Source organism: Bifidobacterium sp. ESL0819 (assembly GCF_052606245.1).
Genome location: NZ_CP199587.1, coordinates 1,471,694 through 1,491,509, shown reverse-complemented (window position 1 = coordinate 1,491,509; position 19,816 = coordinate 1,471,694). Strand labels below are relative to the sequence as shown.

At 60.4% G+C, this 19,816-nt stretch carries 17 protein-coding genes; 2 read left to right on the top strand and 15 right to left on the bottom strand.

Annotated elements, in window-relative coordinates:
- Positions 1 to 28 precede the first annotated feature (28 nt).
- The 14 genes from trpA to ACUIAD_RS06165 form a co-directional block, all read right to left on the bottom strand.
- Positions 29 to 907, bottom strand: a complete 879-nt coding sequence (trpA, locus tag ACUIAD_RS06230; RefSeq protein WP_445343082.1) for a tryptophan synthase subunit alpha — start codon at positions 905 to 907, stop codon at positions 29 to 31.
- Positions 904 to 3,009 carry a tryptophan synthase subunit beta gene (gene trpB, locus ACUIAD_RS06225; RefSeq protein ID WP_445343819.1) on the bottom strand — a complete coding sequence of 702 codons (2,106 nt, stop codon included), beginning with the start codon at positions 3,007 to 3,009 and terminating at the stop codon, positions 904 to 906. The genes trpA and trpB overlap by 4 nt, the downstream gene beginning before the upstream one ends.
- 43 nt (positions 3,010 to 3,052) lie before the next feature.
- The gene (gene hisI / locus ACUIAD_RS06220; RefSeq protein WP_445343081.1) at positions 3,053 to 3,487 is read right to left on the bottom strand and encodes a phosphoribosyl-AMP cyclohydrolase; all 435 of its coding nucleotides are present in this window, start codon (positions 3,485 to 3,487) and stop codon (positions 3,053 to 3,055) included.
- Between the two features lie 150 nt (positions 3,488 to 3,637).
- Positions 3,638 to 4,414 carry an imidazole glycerol phosphate synthase subunit HisF gene (gene hisF, locus ACUIAD_RS06215; RefSeq protein ID WP_390132863.1) on the bottom strand — a complete coding sequence of 259 codons (777 nt, stop codon included), beginning with the start codon at positions 4,412 to 4,414 and terminating at the stop codon, positions 3,638 to 3,640.
- 98 nt (positions 4,415 to 4,512) lie between these two features.
- The gene (rlmN, locus tag ACUIAD_RS06210) at positions 4,513 to 5,700 is read right to left on the bottom strand and encodes a 23S rRNA (adenine(2503)-C(2))-methyltransferase RlmN (protein WP_390458052.1); all 1,188 of its coding nucleotides are present in this window, start codon (positions 5,698 to 5,700) and stop codon (positions 4,513 to 4,515) included.
- Between the two features lie 65 nt (positions 5,701 to 5,765).
- Entirely contained in the window at positions 5,766 to 6,755 is a 990-nt protein-coding gene (locus ACUIAD_RS06205) for a phosphatidate cytidylyltransferase (protein ID WP_390458050.1), read from the bottom strand.
- A 25-nt stretch (positions 6,756 to 6,780) separates the two neighbouring features.
- Positions 6,781 to 7,335: a ribosome recycling factor gene (gene frr / locus ACUIAD_RS06200; protein ID WP_390132870.1), complete on the bottom strand. Its 555-nt coding sequence runs from the start codon at positions 7,333 to 7,335 to the stop codon at positions 6,781 to 6,783.
- 114 nt (positions 7,336 to 7,449) lie between these two features.
- Positions 7,450 to 8,205: a UMP kinase gene (gene pyrH, locus ACUIAD_RS06195; protein ID WP_390458049.1), complete on the bottom strand. Its 756-nt coding sequence runs from the start codon at positions 8,203 to 8,205 to the stop codon at positions 7,450 to 7,452.
- 214 nt (positions 8,206 to 8,419) lie between these two features.
- Positions 8,420 to 9,271 (bottom strand): translation elongation factor Ts, encoded by an 852-nt coding sequence (tsf, locus tag ACUIAD_RS06190; protein ID WP_390132874.1) that lies wholly within the window; start codon positions 9,269 to 9,271, stop codon positions 8,420 to 8,422.
- Between the two features lie 75 nt (positions 9,272 to 9,346).
- Positions 9,347 to 10,189 carry a 30S ribosomal protein S2 gene (rpsB, locus tag ACUIAD_RS06185; protein WP_390458046.1) on the bottom strand — a complete coding sequence of 281 codons (843 nt, stop codon included), beginning with the start codon at positions 10,187 to 10,189 and terminating at the stop codon, positions 9,347 to 9,349.
- 225 nt (positions 10,190 to 10,414) lie between these two features.
- On the bottom strand, positions 10,415 to 10,897 hold the full coding sequence (locus ACUIAD_RS06180; RefSeq protein WP_390132878.1) for a peptide deformylase: 483 nt from the start codon (positions 10,895 to 10,897) through the stop codon (positions 10,415 to 10,417).
- Between the two features lie 3 nt (positions 10,898 to 10,900).
- A complete protein-coding gene (locus tag ACUIAD_RS06175) occupies positions 10,901 to 12,880 on the bottom strand; it encodes an AMP-dependent synthetase/ligase (RefSeq protein ID WP_390458044.1) in 1,980 nt (659 codons plus the stop codon).
- A 38-nt stretch (positions 12,881 to 12,918) separates the two neighbouring features.
- On the bottom strand, positions 12,919 to 13,473 hold the full coding sequence (locus ACUIAD_RS06170) for an Rv3235 family protein (RefSeq protein WP_445343080.1): 555 nt from the start codon (positions 13,471 to 13,473) through the stop codon (positions 12,919 to 12,921).
- A 201-nt stretch (positions 13,474 to 13,674) separates the two neighbouring features.
- Positions 13,675 to 14,799, bottom strand: coding sequence for a GuaB3 family IMP dehydrogenase-related protein (locus tag ACUIAD_RS06165; RefSeq protein ID WP_445343079.1), 1,125 nt, complete (start codon positions 14,797 to 14,799; stop codon positions 13,675 to 13,677).
- 163 nt (positions 14,800 to 14,962) lie between these two features.
- Between ACUIAD_RS06165 and ACUIAD_RS06160 the strand changes: the two genes are divergently transcribed.
- Entirely contained in the window at positions 14,963 to 16,213 is a 1,251-nt protein-coding gene (locus ACUIAD_RS06160) for an NADP-dependent isocitrate dehydrogenase (RefSeq protein ID WP_445343078.1), read from the top strand.
- Between the two features lie 270 nt (positions 16,214 to 16,483).
- Positions 16,484 to 18,004, top strand: coding sequence for a hypothetical protein (locus ACUIAD_RS06155; RefSeq protein ID WP_445343818.1), 1,521 nt, complete (start codon positions 16,484 to 16,486; stop codon positions 18,002 to 18,004).
- On the opposite strand, the gene ACUIAD_RS06150 is transcribed toward ACUIAD_RS06155, so the two are convergent.
- Positions 17,974 to 19,800, bottom strand: a complete 1,827-nt coding sequence (locus ACUIAD_RS06150) for an AMP-dependent synthetase/ligase (RefSeq protein WP_445343817.1) — start codon at positions 19,798 to 19,800, stop codon at positions 17,974 to 17,976. The two genes, ACUIAD_RS06155 and ACUIAD_RS06150, sit on opposite strands and share 31 nt — an antisense overlap.
- Positions 19,801 to 19,816 lie beyond the last annotated feature (16 nt).

The following is a 19,816-nucleotide window of genomic DNA, read 5'->3' as shown; positions in this document are numbered from 1 at the left end:
TTCTAGCCCTTGGACTTTACAGCCCCTCTCACTTTCCGGGATGGGATATACCCCAACGCAGATCTGAGCAAACCTCAGCCAGGTCCGCCAGTGCCCTTTTGCGGTCCTTTTGCGACTTGCCATGGTCGTCCAGAAAGCAGTGAACCAAGGCCGAGCCGACGATCACCCCGTCTGCGTAGGCGCCGACCTGAGAGGCCTGCTGGGCAGTCGAAACTCCGATGCCCACGCAAACATAAGGAGCGCCAGCCTGCCTGACCCTTGCAACCAGATCCTTGGCCGAGTCGGACATGCTGACCCGTTCGCCGGTCACGCCCATCCTTGAGGCCGCGTAGACGAATCCTCTGGCGGCTCGGGATGTGAGCTGCAGACGTGCATCCGTGGAATCCGGCGAGACCAGATAGACTCGGTCAAGGCCATACCGGTCCGACTGTTCTATCCATTCCCCGGATTCGTCCACTATCAGATCAGGAGTGACAAGTCCAGACCCCCCTGCCTGGGCCATGCGCTCGGCAAAATCCGCTACACCGTGATGCATGATCAGGTTCCAGTAGCTCATGACCAGGGCCCTTGCGCCGTCCGCCTGAACTTGCTGGACTGCGTCGAAGACGCCTTCGACTTTGACGCCATTGTCGATGGCGCACTTGCTGGCCGCCTGGATGACTGGACCATCCATGACCGGATCGCTGTAGGGCAGTCCTATCTCGACGATATCGACACCGCTGTGCACCATGACCCGCATAGCCTCCAGAGATGTGGGCACATCAGGGAATCCATAGGGGAAATATCCGATGAAGGCTGGCCTGCCCTGCCGACGAAGAGTTTGCAGCGTGGTCGCCACCGGGCTGGATGCTCGGCTGAATCCCTTAGGCTGGTTTGGGACTTCTTGACGTACATGGCCGACCATCATCGGGCCTCCTCATCCGCTTGACCGTTCTGGCCATGTCCGCCCTGAGCCTCTAGAGCGCTGGCCTCCTGCTCGGACAGGTAGCCGAACCACCTGCCTGCCGTGGCTACATCCTTATCGCCTCTGCCCGAGACATTGATCAGAATGACGGGATTGTCGATTCCTCTGGACAAAAGGTCAGCGGCCGCCTTGCTGGCACCGGCTAAGGCATGCGAGGACTCCAGAGCAGGAATGATGCCTTCGGTTCGGCAGAGATCGCTGAAAGCCTGCATAGCCTCCTTATCAGTTGCATAGTCGTACTTGACCCGGCCCATGTCGTGCAGCCAGGCATGCTCTGGACCAACCGATGCGTAATCAAGGCCGGCGGAGATTGAATAGGTGTCCATGGTCTGGCCCTGACCGTCCTCCAAAAGATAGGACCTAGTTCCCTGGAAGACGCCGACCTGGCCTGTGCCGGGCGACAGACGGATGGCATGCTTGCCCGACCTGGGCCCGTTTCCGCCGGCTTCGTAAGCGTAAAGGAAAACCCGCGGATCATCCAGAAAAGTGTTCATGATGCCGATGGCGTTGGAGCCTCCGCCGACGCAGGCCACAACCCCGTCAGGGTGGTCGATACCGTATGCGGAAAGCTGAGCGGAGGCCTCTTCTCCGATGATCTTCTGAAAGTCCCTGACGATGGTCGGGAAGGGATGAGGGCCGGCAACCGTGCCCAAAAGGTAGTGGGTGGATTCCACATTGGTCACCCAGTCGCGCAAAGCCTCGTTAATAGCGTCTTTGAGAATCCTCGTTCCGGTAGTTACCTCGACGACTTCCGCTCCCAGCATCTTCATTCTGGCTACGTTTAGTGCTTGTCTGCGGGCGTCGACCTGTCCCATGTAGATTCGGCACTTGAAGCCCAGGAGGGCGCAGACCGTAGCCGTGGCCACGCCATGCTGCCCGGCGCCGGTCTCTGCTATGACGCGGCTCTTGCCCATGCGCTTGACCAAAAGCCCCTGACCCAGGGCATTGTTGATCTTGTGGGCGCCCGTATGATTCAGATCCTCCCTCTTCAAGAAGACCCTGACCTGACCACCGACCCGATCGCTGATCAGTTTGGCGAATCGAGGAGCTGGCGTCAAGGCCGAAGGGCGCCCGACATACACGCGGTTGAGCCTATTCAGCTCCTCCTGGAAGGCCGAATCAGCCTTGGCGTCCTTATAGACGCGCTCCAGCTCGTCAAGGGCACCGACCAGTGCCTCAGGCATGAATCGTCCGCCGTATGGGCCGAAATAGGGACCGTCATGGGTCGAGAGAGGCATGGCCTCTGCGGCCTTGAACCGGTGACCAGCCTGAACCAGCAGGCGGACTGTTCCCTCCTGATCCTGGGATGTGACCAGGCCCTCTCCTATAAGGACAGCATCGGCGCCTGCCTGGGCATATTGCTCCAGCTCGACTGTGCCGAACACCCCTGACTCGGCCACTTTGACCACGTCCTTGGGCAGTTTGGACGCCAGTCGGGCATACTGGCCAACGTCAACACTCAAGTCTTTCAGATTGCGGGCGTTGATGCCGACAACCCGGGCCCCTGCCGCTACGGCACGCTCGATCTCCTGTTGATCATGCGTCTCAACCAGGGCAGTCATACCCAGGCTTCCAGCAAGCTTGAGCAGGTGTTTGAGTCTGGTGTCATCCAGAGCTGCCGCAATCAGCAGGATCATATCGGCACCCTTGGCCCTGGATTCCCAGACCTGGTAGTCGGAAACGATGAAGTTCTTGTTGAGCACAGGAATGCCCACGGCTTGTCTGACCTGCCGCAGGTCATCCAAAGATCCCAGGAAACGCCTGCCCTCGGTCAGAACCGATATGGCCGAAGCACCTCCATTGGCATACTGCCTAGCCAAGGCGGCAGGATTTTTAATATCGGCAAGATGCCCCTTGGAAGGCGAAGCGCGCTTGATCTCTGCAATGACCGGAACACCGGCGCTCTCCCTGAGCAGCCGTGCAGCATCCAGAGGTTTGCGCCTCATGCTCCTGACCTGTTTCTTGAGCTCTTCCAGGGAAATCTCCTGCTCCCGGCTCCTGGCATCCTCTACAGCGCCCGCCACTAGTTCATCCAGGACGGTCATAGAGCCCGTCTTTTCTGCTTTCTGTGTGTTCACTGCCTTGGCCTTAGCGTCTTTCTGCACCGGACTGCCTTTCCTTGTTCTGCATTTGCGTCTGTGTACGATTGCCCTGCATTGCAGGCAGTGGTCCTCCGGCTTCAAAACACGACCGGTGCCCTGTGTGACAGGCCGCTCCCACCTGGTCAACTTCGACAAGAAGCGCATCCCCATCGCAGTCAATGCTGACTCCCTTGACGTATTGGACATGCCCGGAGGTGTCGCCCTTGCGCCAATATTCCCGTCTGGAACGGGACCAGAAAGTGACCCTTCCAGTGGTCAAAGTACGTCTGAGGGCCTCCTCATCCATATACCCGACCATGAGCACTTGGCCGCTGTCATACTGCTGGACTACGGCGGCCACGAGCCCCTGGTCATTCTTCTTGAGTCTGGCCGCTATGCTTGGATCCAGACGTTCTTCCTGATTGTTCGAAGACTGTGACATTGGTCCCCGTCCTCCTCGTTTCAGCTGATGTGTCCGACATGTCCTAGTCGGTTGAACTTTTATGGTTTGGGATATGGTTCCCAGAAGACTATTCGCATAGCCTGCAGATGCCATGCACCATGTGGTGCCGAAATTATTTGCCAGATAAGTTCAGGCCTGCCATCGCACCGGATATCCGGCCCTATGGAGCGCCTGCTTGACATCACTGATGGACACCTTGCCAAAGTGGAAGACGGAAGCCGCCAGAACCGCATCGGCTCCGGCCTTGATGGCGGGAGGAAAATCGGCAGCCTTGCCTGCTCCACCGCTGGCGATGAGGGGAAGGGATACAGCCTTGCGCACGTCAGCGATCATCTCCAGGTCGAAACCCTGGCGTGTGCCGTCTGCATCCATGGAATTTAGAAGGATCTCACCAGCACCGAGCTCCTGGGCCTGCCTTACCCAATCGATGGCGTCAATGCCGGTGGACTGGTGGCCACCCATGGTGGTCACTTCATATCCGGAGATAATTCCCTGTGCATCGGATCGACGAGCGTCGACCGAAAGCACCAGGACCTGACGACCGAAGCGCTGGGCAATGTCGCCGATGACTTTCGGATTGGCGATGGCAGCTGTGTTGATGCCAACCTTGTCGGCCCCGGACCTCAGGAGTGTGTCCACATCCTGTGGGGTGCGTACGCCACCGCCGACGGTCAGCGGGATGAAGATCTGGTCTGCAGTGCTCTTGACCAGGTCAACCATGGTGGCTCGACCGCTACCCGAAGCGGTCACATCCAAAAAGGTCAGCTCGTCAGCGCCCTGTTGGTAGTAAGCGGAAGCCAGCTCAACAGGGTCACCAGCATCGCGCAGATTCTTGAAGTGGACGCCTTTGACCACACGGCCCTGGTCGACATCAAGGCAAGGAATGACACGAACCGCTACCGTCATGCGACCTGCCTTTCTGCCTGGACCAATTTGTTTGAGTCAAGACCTTAGCTTCTCTATGGCCCCAAGGCTAAGGCATGTCCACATTGCAGAACACTGGATCAGACCTGAAGCTTGACGGCCTTGGCTGCAAGCTGTCCGCAGGCGCCGTCGATGTCGGATCCGCGGGTGTCCCTCATGGTTGCAGCAATGCCTGCCTTGTGCAGGATGTCCAGGAAGCGCTGCTCATCCTCGGGCTTGGAGGCCGTCCAGCGTGAACCTTCAATCGGATTCAGAGGTATGGGGTTGACGTGCGCCCAGTCGTCCCCGTAGTGGTTGAGGCGCTTGGCCAGAAGGCGGGCATGTTCGGCCTGGTCGTTGATGCCGCGCATCAGGGCATACTCGATGCTGACCCGTCTGCCGCTGGCAAGGTAGTAGTCATGGGCCGCGTCCAGGACCTGGGTGGTATTGAAGCGGCGGTTCATGGGGACCAATTCGTCGCGCAGCCTGTCACTGGGGGCATGAAGGGAGACGGCCAGACGGACCGGTATCCCCTCTCGGGTCAGCTTGCGGATGCCGGGAACCACGCCGACCGTGGATACGGTGATGTTCCTGGCCGAGATTCCGAATCCCTTGGGCGGCAGTGCGCTGATCTGCCTGACTGCGGAAAGCACCGCCCGGTAGTTGCCCATGGGCTCGCCCATCCCCATAAAGACGATGTTGCTCAGACGTCCCGGGCCTCCGGCGACCTGCCCAGATCTCATCATGTAGGATGCGGCCCTGACCTGTTCCAGAATTTCGCCGGTCGACATGTTCCGGGTCAATCCAAGCTGACCTGTGGCGCAGAAGGGGCAGCCCATGCCGCAGCCGACCTGGCTGGAGATGCAGAGGGTGGCCCTGGAGGGATAACGCATGAGCACGGACTCGATCCTGGACCCGTCGAAGAGCTTCCAGAGGGTTTTGATGGTCGTTCCTTGATCCGCTTTCTGAACGGTGACCGGAGTGATCAGTTCAGGAAAGAAGCGGTGTGCGGCCTCTTGACGGCTGGACGCGGGAAGATCCGTGAAGTCGTCCGGATTGGTGGACAGATGGTTGAAATAGTGGTTGGCCAGCTGCGAGACCCGGAATTTCGGCAGGTTCAGTTGAGCGCAGACCTCCTGACGCTCCTGCTGGTCCATATCGGTAAAGTGACGCGGTGGCTTGCCTCGACGCGCATGGTCGGCCGCAAGCACGTCCCTGAAGGCGCCATCCTTGCCTCCGGGAGTGATGCCGGTCTCAGGCTCGGCATCGGCCATGTCGACATCTGTCATACCTTTACCTCATCCTGTATCAGTCATCCGACGGCCCCCCCTGAGCATCGGACCATCAATTCCGGTCACAGACCAGTGACCAAAAGAACCAGTGTGATGAAGGGTGCAGACATGAGGATGGAATCCACCCTGTCCAGCACTCCGCCATGGCCCTTGAGCAGGTGGCCCATGTCCTTGATCCCAAGGTCGCGCTTGATCAAGGAGGCGCTCAGATCCCCCAGAGTGCCTGTGGCTCCGACCATGATGCCCATGAGCAGGGCGACCCACCAGATTCGTCCCCAATCCGCCATGGGATAGGCGGCTGCAAAAATGACCAGGGCGCCAACCAGGCAGCAGAGCATGGAGCCTGCCAGCCCTTCCAGGGACTTGCCGGGCGAGATGCGGGGCGAGATCTTGTGCTTGCCGAAGAGCGAGCCGAAGAGAAGACCGCCGATATCGCTTAAGGCGGGCAGGAAAATCACCATGAAGGCATGTGCGGCAGGATGCCCGCCAAAGGTGGTGGGCAGGGTTATCAGACAGGCAAGAAAGGTGATGTAGACAACGGTCAGGAGGGTGACGCCCACATTGGCCAGGCTGCTTGATCGGCTTACCCCCTCAGCGGCACCATAGGATGCATCGGCCATGGTCTGCGCATCCTTGCCCGACAGCTTGGCATTCACCGCCTTGACCAGACGACCACCCAGGCGGTGGTTGCGAGTGGCTGCAAGAGCCCCGACCAAGGCAGTGGCCAGAACACCGGCAGTCATGACCGCCACATGGTTCGGCGCGTAGAAAGAGGCCAGCATAGTGGCGGCTGAGCAGATCCACAGTTCGACCACCGGTATATGCAGGCCCGCAGTGGCGAAATCCACCCTGAGCTCCCAAAGCCCCAGGGTCATGAAAATCACAATCAGATAGACAAATGCGTCTATGCGCACCAGTATGCAGGCCAGGATGATAACTACCAGAAGCGCGCCAGTGGCCACTGCCTGCGGCATATTGCGCCCGGTTCGCTTGTTCAGGGTTGCGACGGCATCCTGGCCTGCCTTTTCGGCGGAGTTTTCCTTAGTACTCATGAACAGTGGATCCTCCCCATGCGGATCAGACCTCGAGGATCTCCTTCTCCTTGGCATCCAGAAGCTGGTCGATCATGTCGTTCTTCTGCTTGGTGACGGCCTCCAGCTCCTTCTGCAGCCGGTTGCCCTCATCCTCGCCCAGGTCGCCGTCCTTGACCTTGGCTTCCAGCTCCTCCTTGACCTTGCGCCGGATATTGCGGACAGCCACCTTGCCCTCTTCGGCCTTGTTCTTGGCCAGCTTGACGTAGTCCCGGCGGCGCTCTTCAGTCAGCTCGGGCATAGTGACCCTAATGACATTGCCGTCACGGCTGGGGTTGACGCCCAGGTCGGAATCCCGGATGGCCTTCTCGACTGCGCCTGCCTGGGATGGGTCGAAGGGGGTCACAGCCAGGGTACGAGGCTCCGGGACGCCAATGGAGGCCAGCGACTTGATAGGCGTAGGAGTGCCGTAATACTCCACCATGATGTCGTTGAGGAAGGATGGGTTGGCACGCCCGGTCCTGATTCCAGAGAAGTTCTCCTTGGTCGCCTCGATGCTCTTGTCCATCTGCCTTCCGGCCTGGTCCACCACTGTGGTCATGATCTGCTCCTTGCTGTAAGGACCATCCGCCTGTGCGCGCGAGGTCCGTCATTCTTATACTCTACGGCCATCGGGCCACGGGGGCCAAGCGGCGCGGGGCGTTCCCGCAGCCAGTCACAGGGTACGGTCAGGACCGTCGTGGACCAGTGTGCCAAGACGCTGTCCCTCGAGAGCTCCAGTCACGTTGCCTTCGCCCTCCAGCCCGAAGACTCGGATGGGCATGTCATTGTCCCGGGCCATGGACAGAGCTGCCGCATCCATAACGGCCAGATTGTCCACCAGGGCCCGCTGGTAGCTCAGATTGGTGAACATGCGCGCAGAAGACTGCTTGTGCGGATCAGCCGTGTATACGCCATCCACTCCGTTCTTGCCCATGACAACCTCAACGCAGTGGATCTCCAGGGCCCGCTGGATGGATACTGTGTCTGTGGAGAAGTAAGGCATGCCGGATCCAGCGCCGAAAATGACCACGCGCCCTTTCTCCAGATGACGGATGGCCTTAAGAGGGATATAGGGCTCGGCTACCTGGCCCATGGTTATGGCTGTCTGCACTCTGGTGGCCTGTCCAGCCTGCTCCAGGAAGTCCTGTAGCGCCAGGCAGTTCATGACTGTGCCCAGCATGCCCATGTAGTCGCCGCGCGAGCGTTCAATGCCAGCCTGGCTGAGCTCGGCTCCACGGAAGAAGTTACCTCCTCCTACGACGATGGCCACCTGAACACCACTGTGCACCGCCTGGACGATCTCCCTGGCCACCCGTTTGACCACCTGCACGTCGATGCCGACCTCGCCTCCCCCGAAGGCCTCTCCGGAGAGCTTGAGCAGCACACGACGAGGCGATGCTGGGTTTTGCGCTGAATCGGATCCGGTCATAAAAGCCCTTTCTCCAGACAATGACAGGCGTAATACACCATTAATAGGATATCCAGGCTAGACGACAACCCCACCTTGAGTAGCCGCAAAAAATAGGCTCAGGATTAAAGAAGGGGAGCGACCATGGAAGCCGTTCCCCTAATATGAATGCCTTCGTCTGCCTATCCCTCAAACAGGATCAGGCCAGGCAACCCAGGACATTGCTGGGCTGATACTACTCCTCATCGCCCTTGCCGACCTCGAGACGAGCAAAGGCCAGAGCCTTGCCGTCTACCTGCTTGAAGAGGTCTCCTATGGTCTTGGAGGTGTCCTTGACATACTGCTGCTCCAGCAGGACGGTCTCCTTGAAGAAGGCGTTCAGGCGCCCCTCGACGATCTTGGGAATGATCTTCTCGGGCTTGCCTTCGGCCTGGGACTTCTCGGTGGCTACGCGACGCTCGGACTCCACCACGTCGGCGGGCACATCCTCGCGGCTGAGCCATTTGGGGCTCATGGCGGAGATCTGCAGGGCCACCTCATGGGCCACCTGGGCGCCGGCCTCATCAGTGGCGATCATGGCCACAATGGAGGGGGGCATTTCCACGGACTTGCGGTGGGCGTAAATCTCCACACGGGGACCTTCGACCCGGGCTACCTGGCCGACCTTGACGTGCTCATGGAAGAGCGCGCCGGCTTCCTCCACGGTCTCCTTGACGGTGCCGGACTTGGATGGAGCGGCATCGACCTGCTCGGCGTTGGAGGCATCAGCCTTGGCCACGTCGTCGATGACCTCCTGGCCAAACTCGACGAACTGAGGGGTCTTGGCCACGAAGTCGGTCTCGGAGTTGAGCTCGACGGCGTAGCCGATCTGACCCTGTCCGCCCTCAACGACGGTGGAGGCGATCAGACCCTCCTGGGCCTTGCGGCCCTCGCGGGCGCCTGCGGCCTGAATGCCGGTGGCGCGGATGATCTCCTTGGCGCGGGCCATGTCGCCTTCGGCCTCAGTCAGGGCCTTCTTGACGTCCATCATGCCGGCGCCGGTCTGGTCACGCAGCTCCTTGATCAGTGCAGCGGTGATTTTTGCCATGAAACTCTCCTATCTGGTCTTCCCGGACTGTTGGCCCGAAAAGATTCGTGGATGCATCTATCGAGGCGCCAGGTTTCAGGCGGCCTGATCCGCAGCGGGGGTCTCCTGCTGCTGTTCCGCAGTCTCCTGGGCCTGCTCCTGCGGCTGTCCGTCCTTATTCTCCAGCAGGTTCTTCTCCCACTCGGCCATGGGCTGGTCGGAGGCCTCCTCGGTCTTGGCGGCCTTGCCGGAGCGCTCCAGCAGACCGTCGGCCACGGCATCAGCCATCAGCCGGGTCAGCAGCTCGACGCCGCGAATGGCATCGTCGTTAGCGGGAATGGGGTAGGTGACAAGCTCAGGATCCGTGTTGGTGTCCACCAGGGCCACGACCGGAATGCCCAGCTTGTTGGCCTCGGAGACCGCTAAGGCCTCCTTGTTGATGTCGACCACGAACAGCGCCGAAGGGGTGCGGTTCATGTTCCGGATGCCGCCCAGCTGACGCTCCAGCTTGTCCTTCTCGCGACGCAGAAGCAGAAGCTCCTTCTTGGTCAGCCCCGAGCCGTGCACGTCGTCGAAGTCCATCTCTTCCAGTTCCTTCAAGCGGCCGACCCGCTTGGTCACGGTCTGGAAGTTGGTCAGCATGCCGCCCAGCCAGCGCTCGGAGACGTAGGGCATGTTCACGCGAGTGGCCTGGGCCTTGATGGCCTCCTGGGCCTGCTTCTTGGTCCCCACGAAGAGCACAGTGCCGTTGTGGGCCACGGTCTGCTTGATGAAGTCATAGGCCTGGTCGATCAGACCGAGCGACTTGAAGAGGTTGATGATGTGGATGCCGTTGCGCTCCATCAGGATGTACTGCTTCATCTTGGGGTTCCAACGACGGGTCTGGTGTCCGAAGTGAACGCCGGCCTTCAGCATTTCGCTCATGGTGATCTGTGCCATGTCCGTACCTTTCATTGTCGGTTATTGCCTGGCCATGTGCACCTGCGTGCAACTCCGAGGAGCCGACCGACACAGGACGTCGCGGACATGGCGCGAATTTTCGGCGTGCGTTCGGGAATACTCTTGGCGCGCCTGCCCACCCGTGACAGCGGACCTGCGCAATGACACGCCGAAATATTATGATACCCGAGGCCAATGACCTCGGGTATCACGTTCGCCCTCTGCCTACCTGGCTGATCTCAGCTGCTGCATGGCCCTGCGGCGGACATCGCTCTCCAGCCGATCCACATAGACATGGCCGTCCAGGTGATCGCACTCGTGCTGGATCATACGCCCCATGATGCCGTGACCTTCAAGAGTCACCGTTTTCCCGTCCAGATCGATGCCATGGGCTCGGGCGTAGTCGGCTCTCCTGGTCGGATACCAAAGGTTGGGCAGGGACAGACATCCCTCCTCGCCATACTGCTCGCCGGAGGTCTTGTCGATGACTGGATTGATGATGTAGCCCACCTTGCCGCCGATGTTGTATGAAAAGACACGCAGGCCTACGCCAATTTGATTGGCCGACAATCCGGCCCGGCCCGGGTCGTCAACAGTGTCCACCAGGTCACGCACCAATCTGCGCACAGCCGGGGTGATGCTGGTCACTGAATCGCAGGGGGTGCGCAGAACCGGATCGGGAACCACTCTGATCGTACGAATCGCCACTGCTTACTCCTCGTCATTCCGGCCGTCGCGGCCGTCCTTCTCGTCCTCTGATGCCACTTCCTCTTGGCGGCCATCACGTTTGCGCCCGGTCATGCTGGCCAAGGAATCGCTCATAGTGGTCCGCGCCCTGCTCACAAGGTCGCTCTCCTTGGCAGCTGGCTTGGCTGGCGTCCTGGGCGCATAGAGGACCTTGTCCACAAGTTCTGCATACCGGCGGAGCACTTCGGGGCGCACTACCTTCAGGCTGGGGGTCAGGGTACCGTCCTCCTGGCTGAAGTCCTTGTCCAGCACCAGGAACTTGCGCACCGACTCGGCCCGTGAGACGTTGCAGTTGGCCTTGTCCACATACTGCTGAATAAAGGCGTGGATGGCCTCGTTGTGGCTGGCCTGCTCCATGCTCATGTCAGCGTCCAGACCCTGGGAGGTCAGCCAGGACTTCAGCATGCCGGCATCCAGGGTGACCAGCGCGCCCACGAAGGGCCTGCCGTCGCCCACGACCACGGCCTGGGAGACTATCGGACAGGTGCTGATGACATCCTCCAGAGGCGCCGGGCTCACGTTCTTGCCGCCGGCGGTGATGATGACGTCCTTCTTGCGGCCGGTGATGAAAACGAAGCCCTGATCGTCGATTTGGGCCAGATCGCCTGTGTGCAGCCAGCCATCCTTATCGAGAACAGTGGAATCCAGCTCGGGCTGATGGTAATAGCCCATGAAGACGCTAGGACCCTTGACCAGGAGCTCGTCATCGTCGCTCAGCCTGACCGTAATGCCTGAGCCCGGGCGGCCGACAGACCCCACCTCGTTTGCGTCTTCAAAGTTGACGATACAGGGGGCTGCCGTCTCGGTCATCCCGTATCCCTGAATGAAAGTGATCCCATCGATTCCATTGAAGAAGTGAGCCAGATCGGCATTCATGGGTGCACCGCCGCAGGCCAGGTAACTCAGGTTGGAGCCAAGGGCAGACTCGATCGTATTGCCGACGGTCTTGGTGTAGAAGGCGTGGGCAAGGCGCGTCAGAGGCGAATGGCCGCGCCCTTCCTGCTCATCCTTGGACCATTTGATGAAGTGCCTGGTCGCTTTGGCGAAGACCTTGCCGGCAAAGCCTGTGCCAGCCTTTTGCGAGGCGGCGTTGTAGACCTTTTCGAAGACTCGGGGCACGCCCAGCAGATAGGTGGGCCGGAAGGTGCGCAAGTCAGTCAGCAGGTGCTTGGCGTTGGAGACATATCCCACCACGCCCTGAGCACCAATGGCCACGTACTGGATGTAGCGGGCGAAACAATGCGCCAGGGGCAAGAAAAGCATCAGGCGGGAGGGCGCTGCCAGCATGTGGTAAAGCACATCCCAGCCCACGAAGACAATATGGACAAAGTTTCGGTTGGAGAGCATGGCGCCCTTAGGCTCGCCGGTTGAGCCCGAAGTATAGACGATGGTAGCCAGATCGTCGGCCTTGACCTGGGCAATGGTTTCATCCAGGCGTTCGTCGTCGATCCCCTGGCCGAATTCACTGACTGCGTTCAGTCCTCCGGCCTCGAAGTTGAAGACGTACTTGAGTTTGGGCGAGGACCCGCGAACCTGCTCCAGAATCTGCGCATGCTCCGAGTCACCTGCAAAGGCCAGAACACAGTCCACGTCCTGAACAATCTTCTGGGCCTGACTGGGAGAATCGGTCTCATAGATGGGCACCGAGACCGCACCGATGGCAGCGCATGCGAAGTCCGTGACCCCCCAGTCGTAACTGGTGGAAGCATAGATGACCACGGTGCTGCCCTTTTCCACGCCCAGGGCCATCATGCCCTTAGCTACAGCGCGGACCCGTGCGGACATCTGCCCGGCCTTGACATCGTGCCAGTTCCTGGTCATGGGATCCTGCCACTGGGCAACCAGCTCCTCAGGATCGCGGGCGGTGCGCTTTTCCAGGAGCGAGTAGATGGTGTCCTTGTCCGTCGTCGGGTGTTGAAGCTCGACGGTATATTCACGCAACATACCCACCATCATATGGGTCACCCCGCCAAAGCCGCCGCCTAGCCCATGTCGAAGCGCACACAGACCCAGCGCGAACCGCTTCTGGCCACGATCAGGTTGGCCAGCACCGTACGCTCGCCGACCAGAAATCCGATGGTGGTTTCGTACCGGTCAGGGTCCACGCGATAGATCTCGACCAGTGTAGGAATCAGCGGCAGGTAGGTCATGCCGATGTGATCCGCTGTGCGGACCATGCCCAGATGCCGATCTTGCAGCAGTCGGGCCAGCAGGGACAATCGCTCCATGCAGACGCGGTTGAGAACACGGTCCAGGCTCTTCATAGGCAGGCGTCCCCGCAGCACATCGAAGACCCTGGATGCCAGTGCACACAGATTTACGAGAATACGCTTCAGGTCCTCCGACAGACCCTCATGCCCGGCAGCATCTCCCGGCCGGACGAAGTTGACGGTTCGCACCGTAAGTTTGATACCGCCAAGTCCCAGCGGCACCTGTGTGCAGGTGGACGGCCACCAGCCGCCGAACTCCTGTCCTGTCGAATCTTCGAATGCTTGATCACGATCCCAGGCCGGCGCCAGATCCATGTACTCCGTCATGCTTCTCCCTCGCACTTCGATGTGCTTATTGCCCCCACCCCATGCCGACGCGGCGCACAGGGCAACCGACGCAACGACAGCGATTACGTCCAGAGTAGGGATGGGCAGAAGGATTGTAAAGGCCGGTTCAAAAATGTGGTCAACTGAACCGGCCTCTGTACGGATTGTGGATAAATGGTAGGTAAATGTCCTGTTTTCTGCTCAGCAACGGATGGCAGGCGTCACTGCAACACGGCACTTCTGGAAGTTCTTGACATCCACGTAACCGGTGGAGGCCATGGCCCGCCGCAGGGCTCCGATCAGATTCAGACTGCCATCGGTGCGATCGCTGGGTCCGAAAAGTATGCGCTCCAGACTCCCCACCTGGCCGACCTGAACCCTGCGACCCCGTGGCAACTCAGGGTGATGCGCCTCGGCCCCCCAGTGCATGCCTTGGCCAGGAGCCTCCGTAGCCTTGGCCAAGGGTGTGCCCAGCATGACTGCGTCGGCCCCCATGGCCAAGGCCTTGACAAAGGACCCCGAGGTGCCGGTCTCCCCGTCGGCGATGACCTGAACGTAACGTCCGCCGGACTCATCCAGGTAGTCGCGACGCGCCTCAGCCACATCCGAGATGGCCGTTGCCATAGGGGCCTGAATTCCGATGGTGGCGGAGTCAGTCGAGGAAGCTCCCCCGCCGAACCCGACCAGGACTCCAGCGGCACCCGTGCGCATCAGATGCAGGGCGGCCTGGTAGGTGGCGGCCCCGCCGACAATGACCGGAACGTCCAGGTCATAGATGAACTTCTTCAAATCCAAGGGCTCATGGCTGGTTGAGACATGCTCGGCCGAGACCGCCGTTCCGCGGATTACGAAGAGATCAACACCCGCATCGACCACCGTGGCATAGAACTCTTGGGTGCGCTGCGGCGACAGGGCTCCAGCCACCGTGACTCCAGCCTTGCGAATCTCCTGCAGACGGCGGGTGATCAGCTCGGCCTTGACCGGCTCTCGGTAGGCCTCCTGAATGACCTCGGTCGCCTGCTCCGGCGAGGCATTGGCTATCCGGTCCAGCTGCGGGAGCGGATCCTCATATCGGGTCCACAGTCCCTCCAGGTCAAGCACACCCAATCCGCCCAACCGTCCCAGGGCGATGGCCGTCTCCGGACTGGTGACCGAATCCATGGGCGCCGCCAGCAGCGGCAGATTGAACTCGTAGGCATCCACCTGCCAGGCCGTGGAGACATCCTGGGGATCCCTGGTCCTTCTGGATGGGAGTATGGAGACATCATCGAGCGTGTAGGCCACCGTGGCCTTCTTGCCGAGACCGATTTCGATTTCCTGTGTCATGTCTGCCAGCCTAGCGCCTCACAATGACGCTCCGGCGTGCTACGAACGGGTTACGAGCATGGCAACAGAGGGTAACAAACTTGGGATAAAACAGTTCGCGAGCGCAACTGAGGCATCGGGAGCAGGATCCGGCCCCCGACCCGCCGACCGATAGGAGGCCGCCATGGACAAGATCACCGTGAAAGGACGCATCGTCGAACTCGACGGTGACGAGATGACCCGGGTCATCTGGAAAATGATCAAGGAACGGCTGATTCTGCCCTACCTGGACGTGGACCTGGACTATTACGACCTGGGCATCCGCAACAGGGACGCCACCGACGACAAGGTCACCGTACAGGCGGCACAGGCCATTCAGCGTGAGCACGTGGGCGTCAAGTGCGCCACCATTACCCCGGACGAGGCCCGGGTAAAGGAATTCGGTCTCAAGCGCATGTGGAAGTCGCCCAACGGTACCATCCGCAACATTCTTGGCGGAACCATCTTCCGCGAGCCCATCGTCATCGACAACATTCCCCGGCTGGTTCCCGGATGGTCCAAGCCCATCGTGGTGGCCCGCCATGCCTTCGGCGACCAATACCAGGCGACTGATTTCACTGTTCCCGGGCCGGGAAAGCTCAGCGTCGTCTTCACTCCTGAAGACGGGAGCGATCCGGTAACCCGAGAGGTGACCGTCTACCCAGGTCCGGGTGTGGCCCAGGTTCAGTTCAACCTGGACGACTCCATCCGCGACTTTGCGCGCTCCTGCTTCAACTATGCCCTGCAGAGGCACTATCCGGTCTACCTGAGCACCAAGAACACCATCCTCAAGGCCTATGACGGCCGGTTCAAGGATATTTTCGCCCAGGTCTACGAGCAGGAGTACCAGAGTCGGTTCGAACAAGAGGGGCTGACCTACCAGCATCGGCTGATCGACGACATGGTGGCCTCCTCGCTCAAGTGGCAGGGCGGCTATGTCTGGGCCTGCAAGAACTACGACGGCGACGTCCAGTCAGATGCAATTGCTCAGGGGTTCGGTTCCCTTGGTCTCATGACCTCCATGCTGATGACGGCCGATGGACAGACGGTAGAGGCCGAGGCCGCCCATGGGACCGTGACCAGGCATTACCGGCGCTGGCTCAAGGGGGAAACCACCTCCACCAACCCGATCGCCTCCATTTTCGCCTGGACCGGCGGGCTCAAGCAGCGGGCGCGGCTGGATGACACCCCCAAGGTGGCCGAGTTCGCACAAACACTGGAAGCCGTGGTCATCGAGACCGTACGCTCCGGTCGCATGACCAAGGATCTTGCCAGTCTGGTGGGTCCTGATCAGCCTTGGCTGGACACCGAAGGGTTCATGGACGCCTTGGACCATGCTCTTGCCGAGCGTATGTCTTCAGGTGCTGCAGAGGCTAGTGGACGCAAGGCAGACTAGCAGATAAGACAACAACACCCTCTCCTTGCCATTGCAGAGGGTTATTACAGGCGGTTACTCTCCACAGATCAGCCTTCACTGTCAGTCCCACCGGCGAGGACCGTGTACGCGAAACATCGGCCCTTCATACGCTCCTGCCCGAGAGCCCATAGAATGGTTGCTCGGGACCCGGCCAGAGTCGGGCTCTGTCGGAACGAAGGAGCGAACGTGAAGAAGACCGGCTTTGCACGGCATTTGTCCGGCTTGCTGGCCCTGCTGGCGAGTCTGGTCATGGTGGCATCGGCTGGTGCTTGCGGTGGTCTGGCCTTGGGCAGTGGGCAACAGTCTCCGAGCGCCTCACAGAGCCAAGGGGCAACTGCGGCCGCTGAGGTCCCCGGTCGGGTGGCCATTTTCACTCCCTCCGATGGCATCACCCTCTCCCAGCACACGCCCATCAACAAGTGGGCCGCGCTGGTTCCTGAGCTCAAGGCAGCACTGGCCAAGGAGCATCTTCCCAATAAACACATCGATGCCTACACCAGCGGGAACCTGGAGGATCAAAGCAAGGAGCTGCAGGATTACCTGGTCAACCGCCTTTCGGAGCGCAAGGCCGGAAAGACTTCAGAGCCGACCACACTGGTGGTGGCACCCATGACCTCGCCAGATTCCATCACCCGGCAGTATGGCGACTATATCAGCCACTCATTGGATGCCGACGCCAAAGACAAGGCGCGCGCACGTCTGGTCTCTTCTTTGCGTCTGGCTGCGGGCGCAGGCATGCATGTGGTCCTGCTGGCCAACCAGGTGCCGGGCATCCAACCGGATCTGTTCGTGCAATTATCTGATGCACGGGCCATTGGTCAGATGCAGGCGGACAAGCTGGCCAGCAAACTGGAACTGGACAAGGCCAGCAAGGACAACCCCTGCCGCATCGAAATTCTGCTGCCGAACCGGGCAGCTGACGCATCATCTGATACATCCCCTGCTGACAAGGGTGTTGAAAGCGTCCAGGCTGAGCAGAATTCCTTCCCCGCCCAGGCTTTCGCTGGAATCTGGCAGGTTCTGGGGCCCTACTTCAAGGATGGACGGGCTATCAGCCCCTCTGGGCTCCTGAAGGCAGACAGCACCGAGAAGGACTGGCAGGCGATCGCCTTTGATCCAGGCAAGGACGCTTCGGCTACCGGCAAAGAGCTGGCGACCCGCCTGGCCACGAACGATGACGCCAAGACCCACACCGAGGTGGACGGCATTCTGGCCATGAACGACTTCATTGTTTCCGGCGTGGTCTCTGAGCTCGGGGATCTGGGTTATCGGGGTTCTTCGGCGGACGTCAACCCGGAGATCTCGATATCAGGCATTGTGGGATCCATGGTCGGTCATAAGGATCTGCACCGGCAGCGCGTGCCCAAGCCCGCTCAGAGCCCTGCAGCCCAGAATCCGACGGCGTCGCAGGCTGATCCTTCACAGACCACGGGCAGGACTCAGGATTCCACGCCCTCGGACGACCACGCTACCTGGCCCGTCATCAGTGGATACGGTGCCTACGTGGACAACATCCCTCAAATCGTGGACGGACGGCAGTGGATGACTGGTCTGGAGGACAGGCTGGGTCTTGCGGCTGATATGGCCAAGGCCTGTGTCGGGCTCAACAGCCAGGGCAAGGTGCCAGCCATGGATACGATCCAGACCGTCAACCAGGACGGCAAGCAACTGCGCCGCCTGTCAAGACCCTTGGTTGCGGTTTCGGCCTCCAACCTCAAGGCGGCTCTGATTGATACAGGCTACATCAAGCCAGCCGACGCAGGTCTCTGAGCATAGATCTTCTGTTCGATCTGGTCTTCATACCGCTTGAGAACCTCCTGGCGACGGGGCTTGTATGATGCGGTGAGCAGTCCGTTTTCACGAGTGAAGTCCTGGTCCAGAACCAGATAGCGTCGGATTCCCTCGGCCCGGGAGACCTGCGCATTGGCCGCGTCTACCGCACGATCGATCTCCGTGCGGATGATAGGGTTCTCCCCAGCCGAAGCGGCATCGTCCAAGGGTTCAGCGCCCTGGTCCCGCAGCCACTTGTTGACCTCCTCGAGATTGAGGGTGATCAGGGCCGAAATGAAAGGCCTGCGGTCCCCGATGACCATGCAATGGCTGATGATGGGCGAACGCTCAACGGCTGTTTCCAGCAGCGACGGCGAGATGTTCTTGCCCCCTGCAGTGATGATGATCTCCTTGCGCCGACCGGTCAACCGAACGAACCCGTCTTCGTCCAGACTGCCCAGATCGCCGGTCAGCAGCCAACCGTCGCGGATCTGCCTGGTGGTGATTTCCGGATGGTTGTGGTAGCCCATGCAGACATCGGGGCCCTTGATACACAGCTGGCCCTCCTGGTCGATGCCCACGGTGATGCCGGGCATGGGCAGGCCGATGGTGCCCAGCCTGTAGCCTTCGGTGGGGTTGACCGTCACCGGGCCCATGGTCTCGGTCATGCCGTAGCCCTCCAGCAGAGGCAGACCCATGCCGTTGAAGAAGTCCGCAATGTCCCTGTCCAAGGGGGCACCGCCCGAAATGGCATACTTGACCCGGCCGCCCAAGGCCTCCAGGATGGGGTCGTAAACAGTGCCTGTGTACATGAGGTGTTTGGTCTTCAGCGACATGGGAACCCGGCTTCCGGTCTGCTGATGACGGGACCACTGCCTGGCCACTCCAGCAGCATCCAGGAAAATCCTGCCCTTGGCGCCTGCTCCGGCCCGCTGGGAGGCAGCGTTGTAAATCTTCTCGAAGATTCGCGGCACAGCCAGGATGAAAGTGGGCTTGAAGGTCTGCATGTCCTGCAACAGATTACGGATGGACCCGGTAAGCCCCAGGGTGAGATCCGTTGCAATGGCGAAGAACTGCAGGCAGCGGGCGAAAGCGTGGGCCAGGGGCAGGCAGAGCAGAAGCCGCTTGCCCTCACCCAGGCAGATGTCAGGGACTGCCTGAGTACCTGAACGGACAGTGAAGACGATGTTACTATGGCTGAGTTCTATACCCTTGGGCTTACCCGTGGAGCCTGATGTATAGACGATGGTAGCCAAGTCGGAACCCTGCACCGAGTCGGCACGGGCCTGGAAGTCTGCCTGGTCCACCGCCCGTCCGTAGGCGGTCATGGTAGTCAGTGCTCCCCTGCTGATCACATACAAGTCGTTCAGATAGGCACACTGGGAGCGAACCGCATCCACTCGGGCCCTCATGTCGTCATCCTCCAGAAAGGCCATGCCGACATGGGAGTCGTTGAAGATGCGCCGAATCTGATCGGGAGAGTCGGTCTCGTAGACCGGCACCGTCACGGCTCCGATGGACAGGATGGCCATGTCCAGGGCAGTCCATTCCCATCGGGTGTGCGAGACGATAGCCACCGAATCTCCCCGGCCTACCCCCCGGGCCATGAGCCCCTTGGCCAGCGCGATCACACGGTCGCGAAACTCACGGGCCGTTATCGTGCTCCACTCGCGTCCGCTCCGGTATTCGATCAAAGGATCGTCGCCCAGGCGCTTCACCCTGTCCTCAAGCAGGGAGAAGACACCGGCATCGGCGTCTATGGGCTTCTCAAGCGGACGCGTAAATTCTTCCTGCATGTTCTGCATGACCACT

Coding starts and splice junctions, on each gene's coding strand:
- trpA (WP_445343082.1), bottom strand. CDS start 907: ATGATGGTCGGCCATGTACGTCAAGAAGTCCCAAACCAGCCTAAGGGA.
- pyrH (WP_390458049.1), bottom strand. CDS start 8,205: ATGACCGGATCCGATTCAGCGCAAAACCCAGCATCGCCTCGTCGTGTG.
- tsf (WP_390132874.1), bottom strand. CDS start 9,271: ATGGCAAAAATCACCGCTGCACTGATCAAGGAGCTGCGTGACCAGACC.
- rlmN (WP_390458052.1), bottom strand. CDS start 5,700: ATGACAGATGTCGACATGGCCGATGCCGAGCCTGAGACCGGCATCACT.
- ACUIAD_RS06155 (WP_445343818.1), top strand. CDS start 16,484: ATGGTGGCATCGGCTGGTGCTTGCGGTGGTCTGGCCTTGGGCAGTGGG.
- ACUIAD_RS06150 (WP_445343817.1), bottom strand. CDS start 19,800: ATGCAGGAAGAATTTACGCGTCCGCTTGAGAAGCCCATAGACGCCGAT.
- ACUIAD_RS06170 (WP_445343080.1), bottom strand. CDS start 13,473: ATGACGGAGTACATGGATCTGGCGCCGGCCTGGGATCGTGATCAAGCA.
- ACUIAD_RS06165 (WP_445343079.1), bottom strand. CDS start 14,799: ATGACACAGGAAATCGAAATCGGTCTCGGCAAGAAGGCCACGGTGGCC.
- rpsB (WP_390458046.1), bottom strand. CDS start 10,189: ATGGCACAGATCACCATGAGCGAAATGCTGAAGGCCGGCGTTCACTTC.
- ACUIAD_RS06205 (WP_390458050.1), bottom strand. CDS start 6,755: ATGAGTACTAAGGAAAACTCCGCCGAAAAGGCAGGCCAGGATGCCGTC.
- frr (WP_390132870.1), bottom strand. CDS start 7,335: ATGACCACAGTGGTGGACCAGGCCGGAAGGCAGATGGACAAGAGCATC.
- hisI (WP_445343081.1), bottom strand. CDS start 3,487: ATGTCACAGTCTTCGAACAATCAGGAAGAACGTCTGGATCCAAGCATA.
- hisF (WP_390132863.1), bottom strand. CDS start 4,414: ATGACGGTAGCGGTTCGTGTCATTCCTTGCCTTGATGTCGACCAGGGC.
- trpB (WP_445343819.1), bottom strand. CDS start 3,009: ATGACCGTCCTGGATGAACTAGTGGCGGGCGCTGTAGAGGATGCCAGG.
- ACUIAD_RS06175 (WP_390458044.1), bottom strand. CDS start 12,880: ATGTTGCGTGAATATACCGTCGAGCTTCAACACCCGACGACGGACAAG.
- ACUIAD_RS06160 (WP_445343078.1), top strand. CDS start 14,963: ATGGACAAGATCACCGTGAAAGGACGCATCGTCGAACTCGACGGTGAC.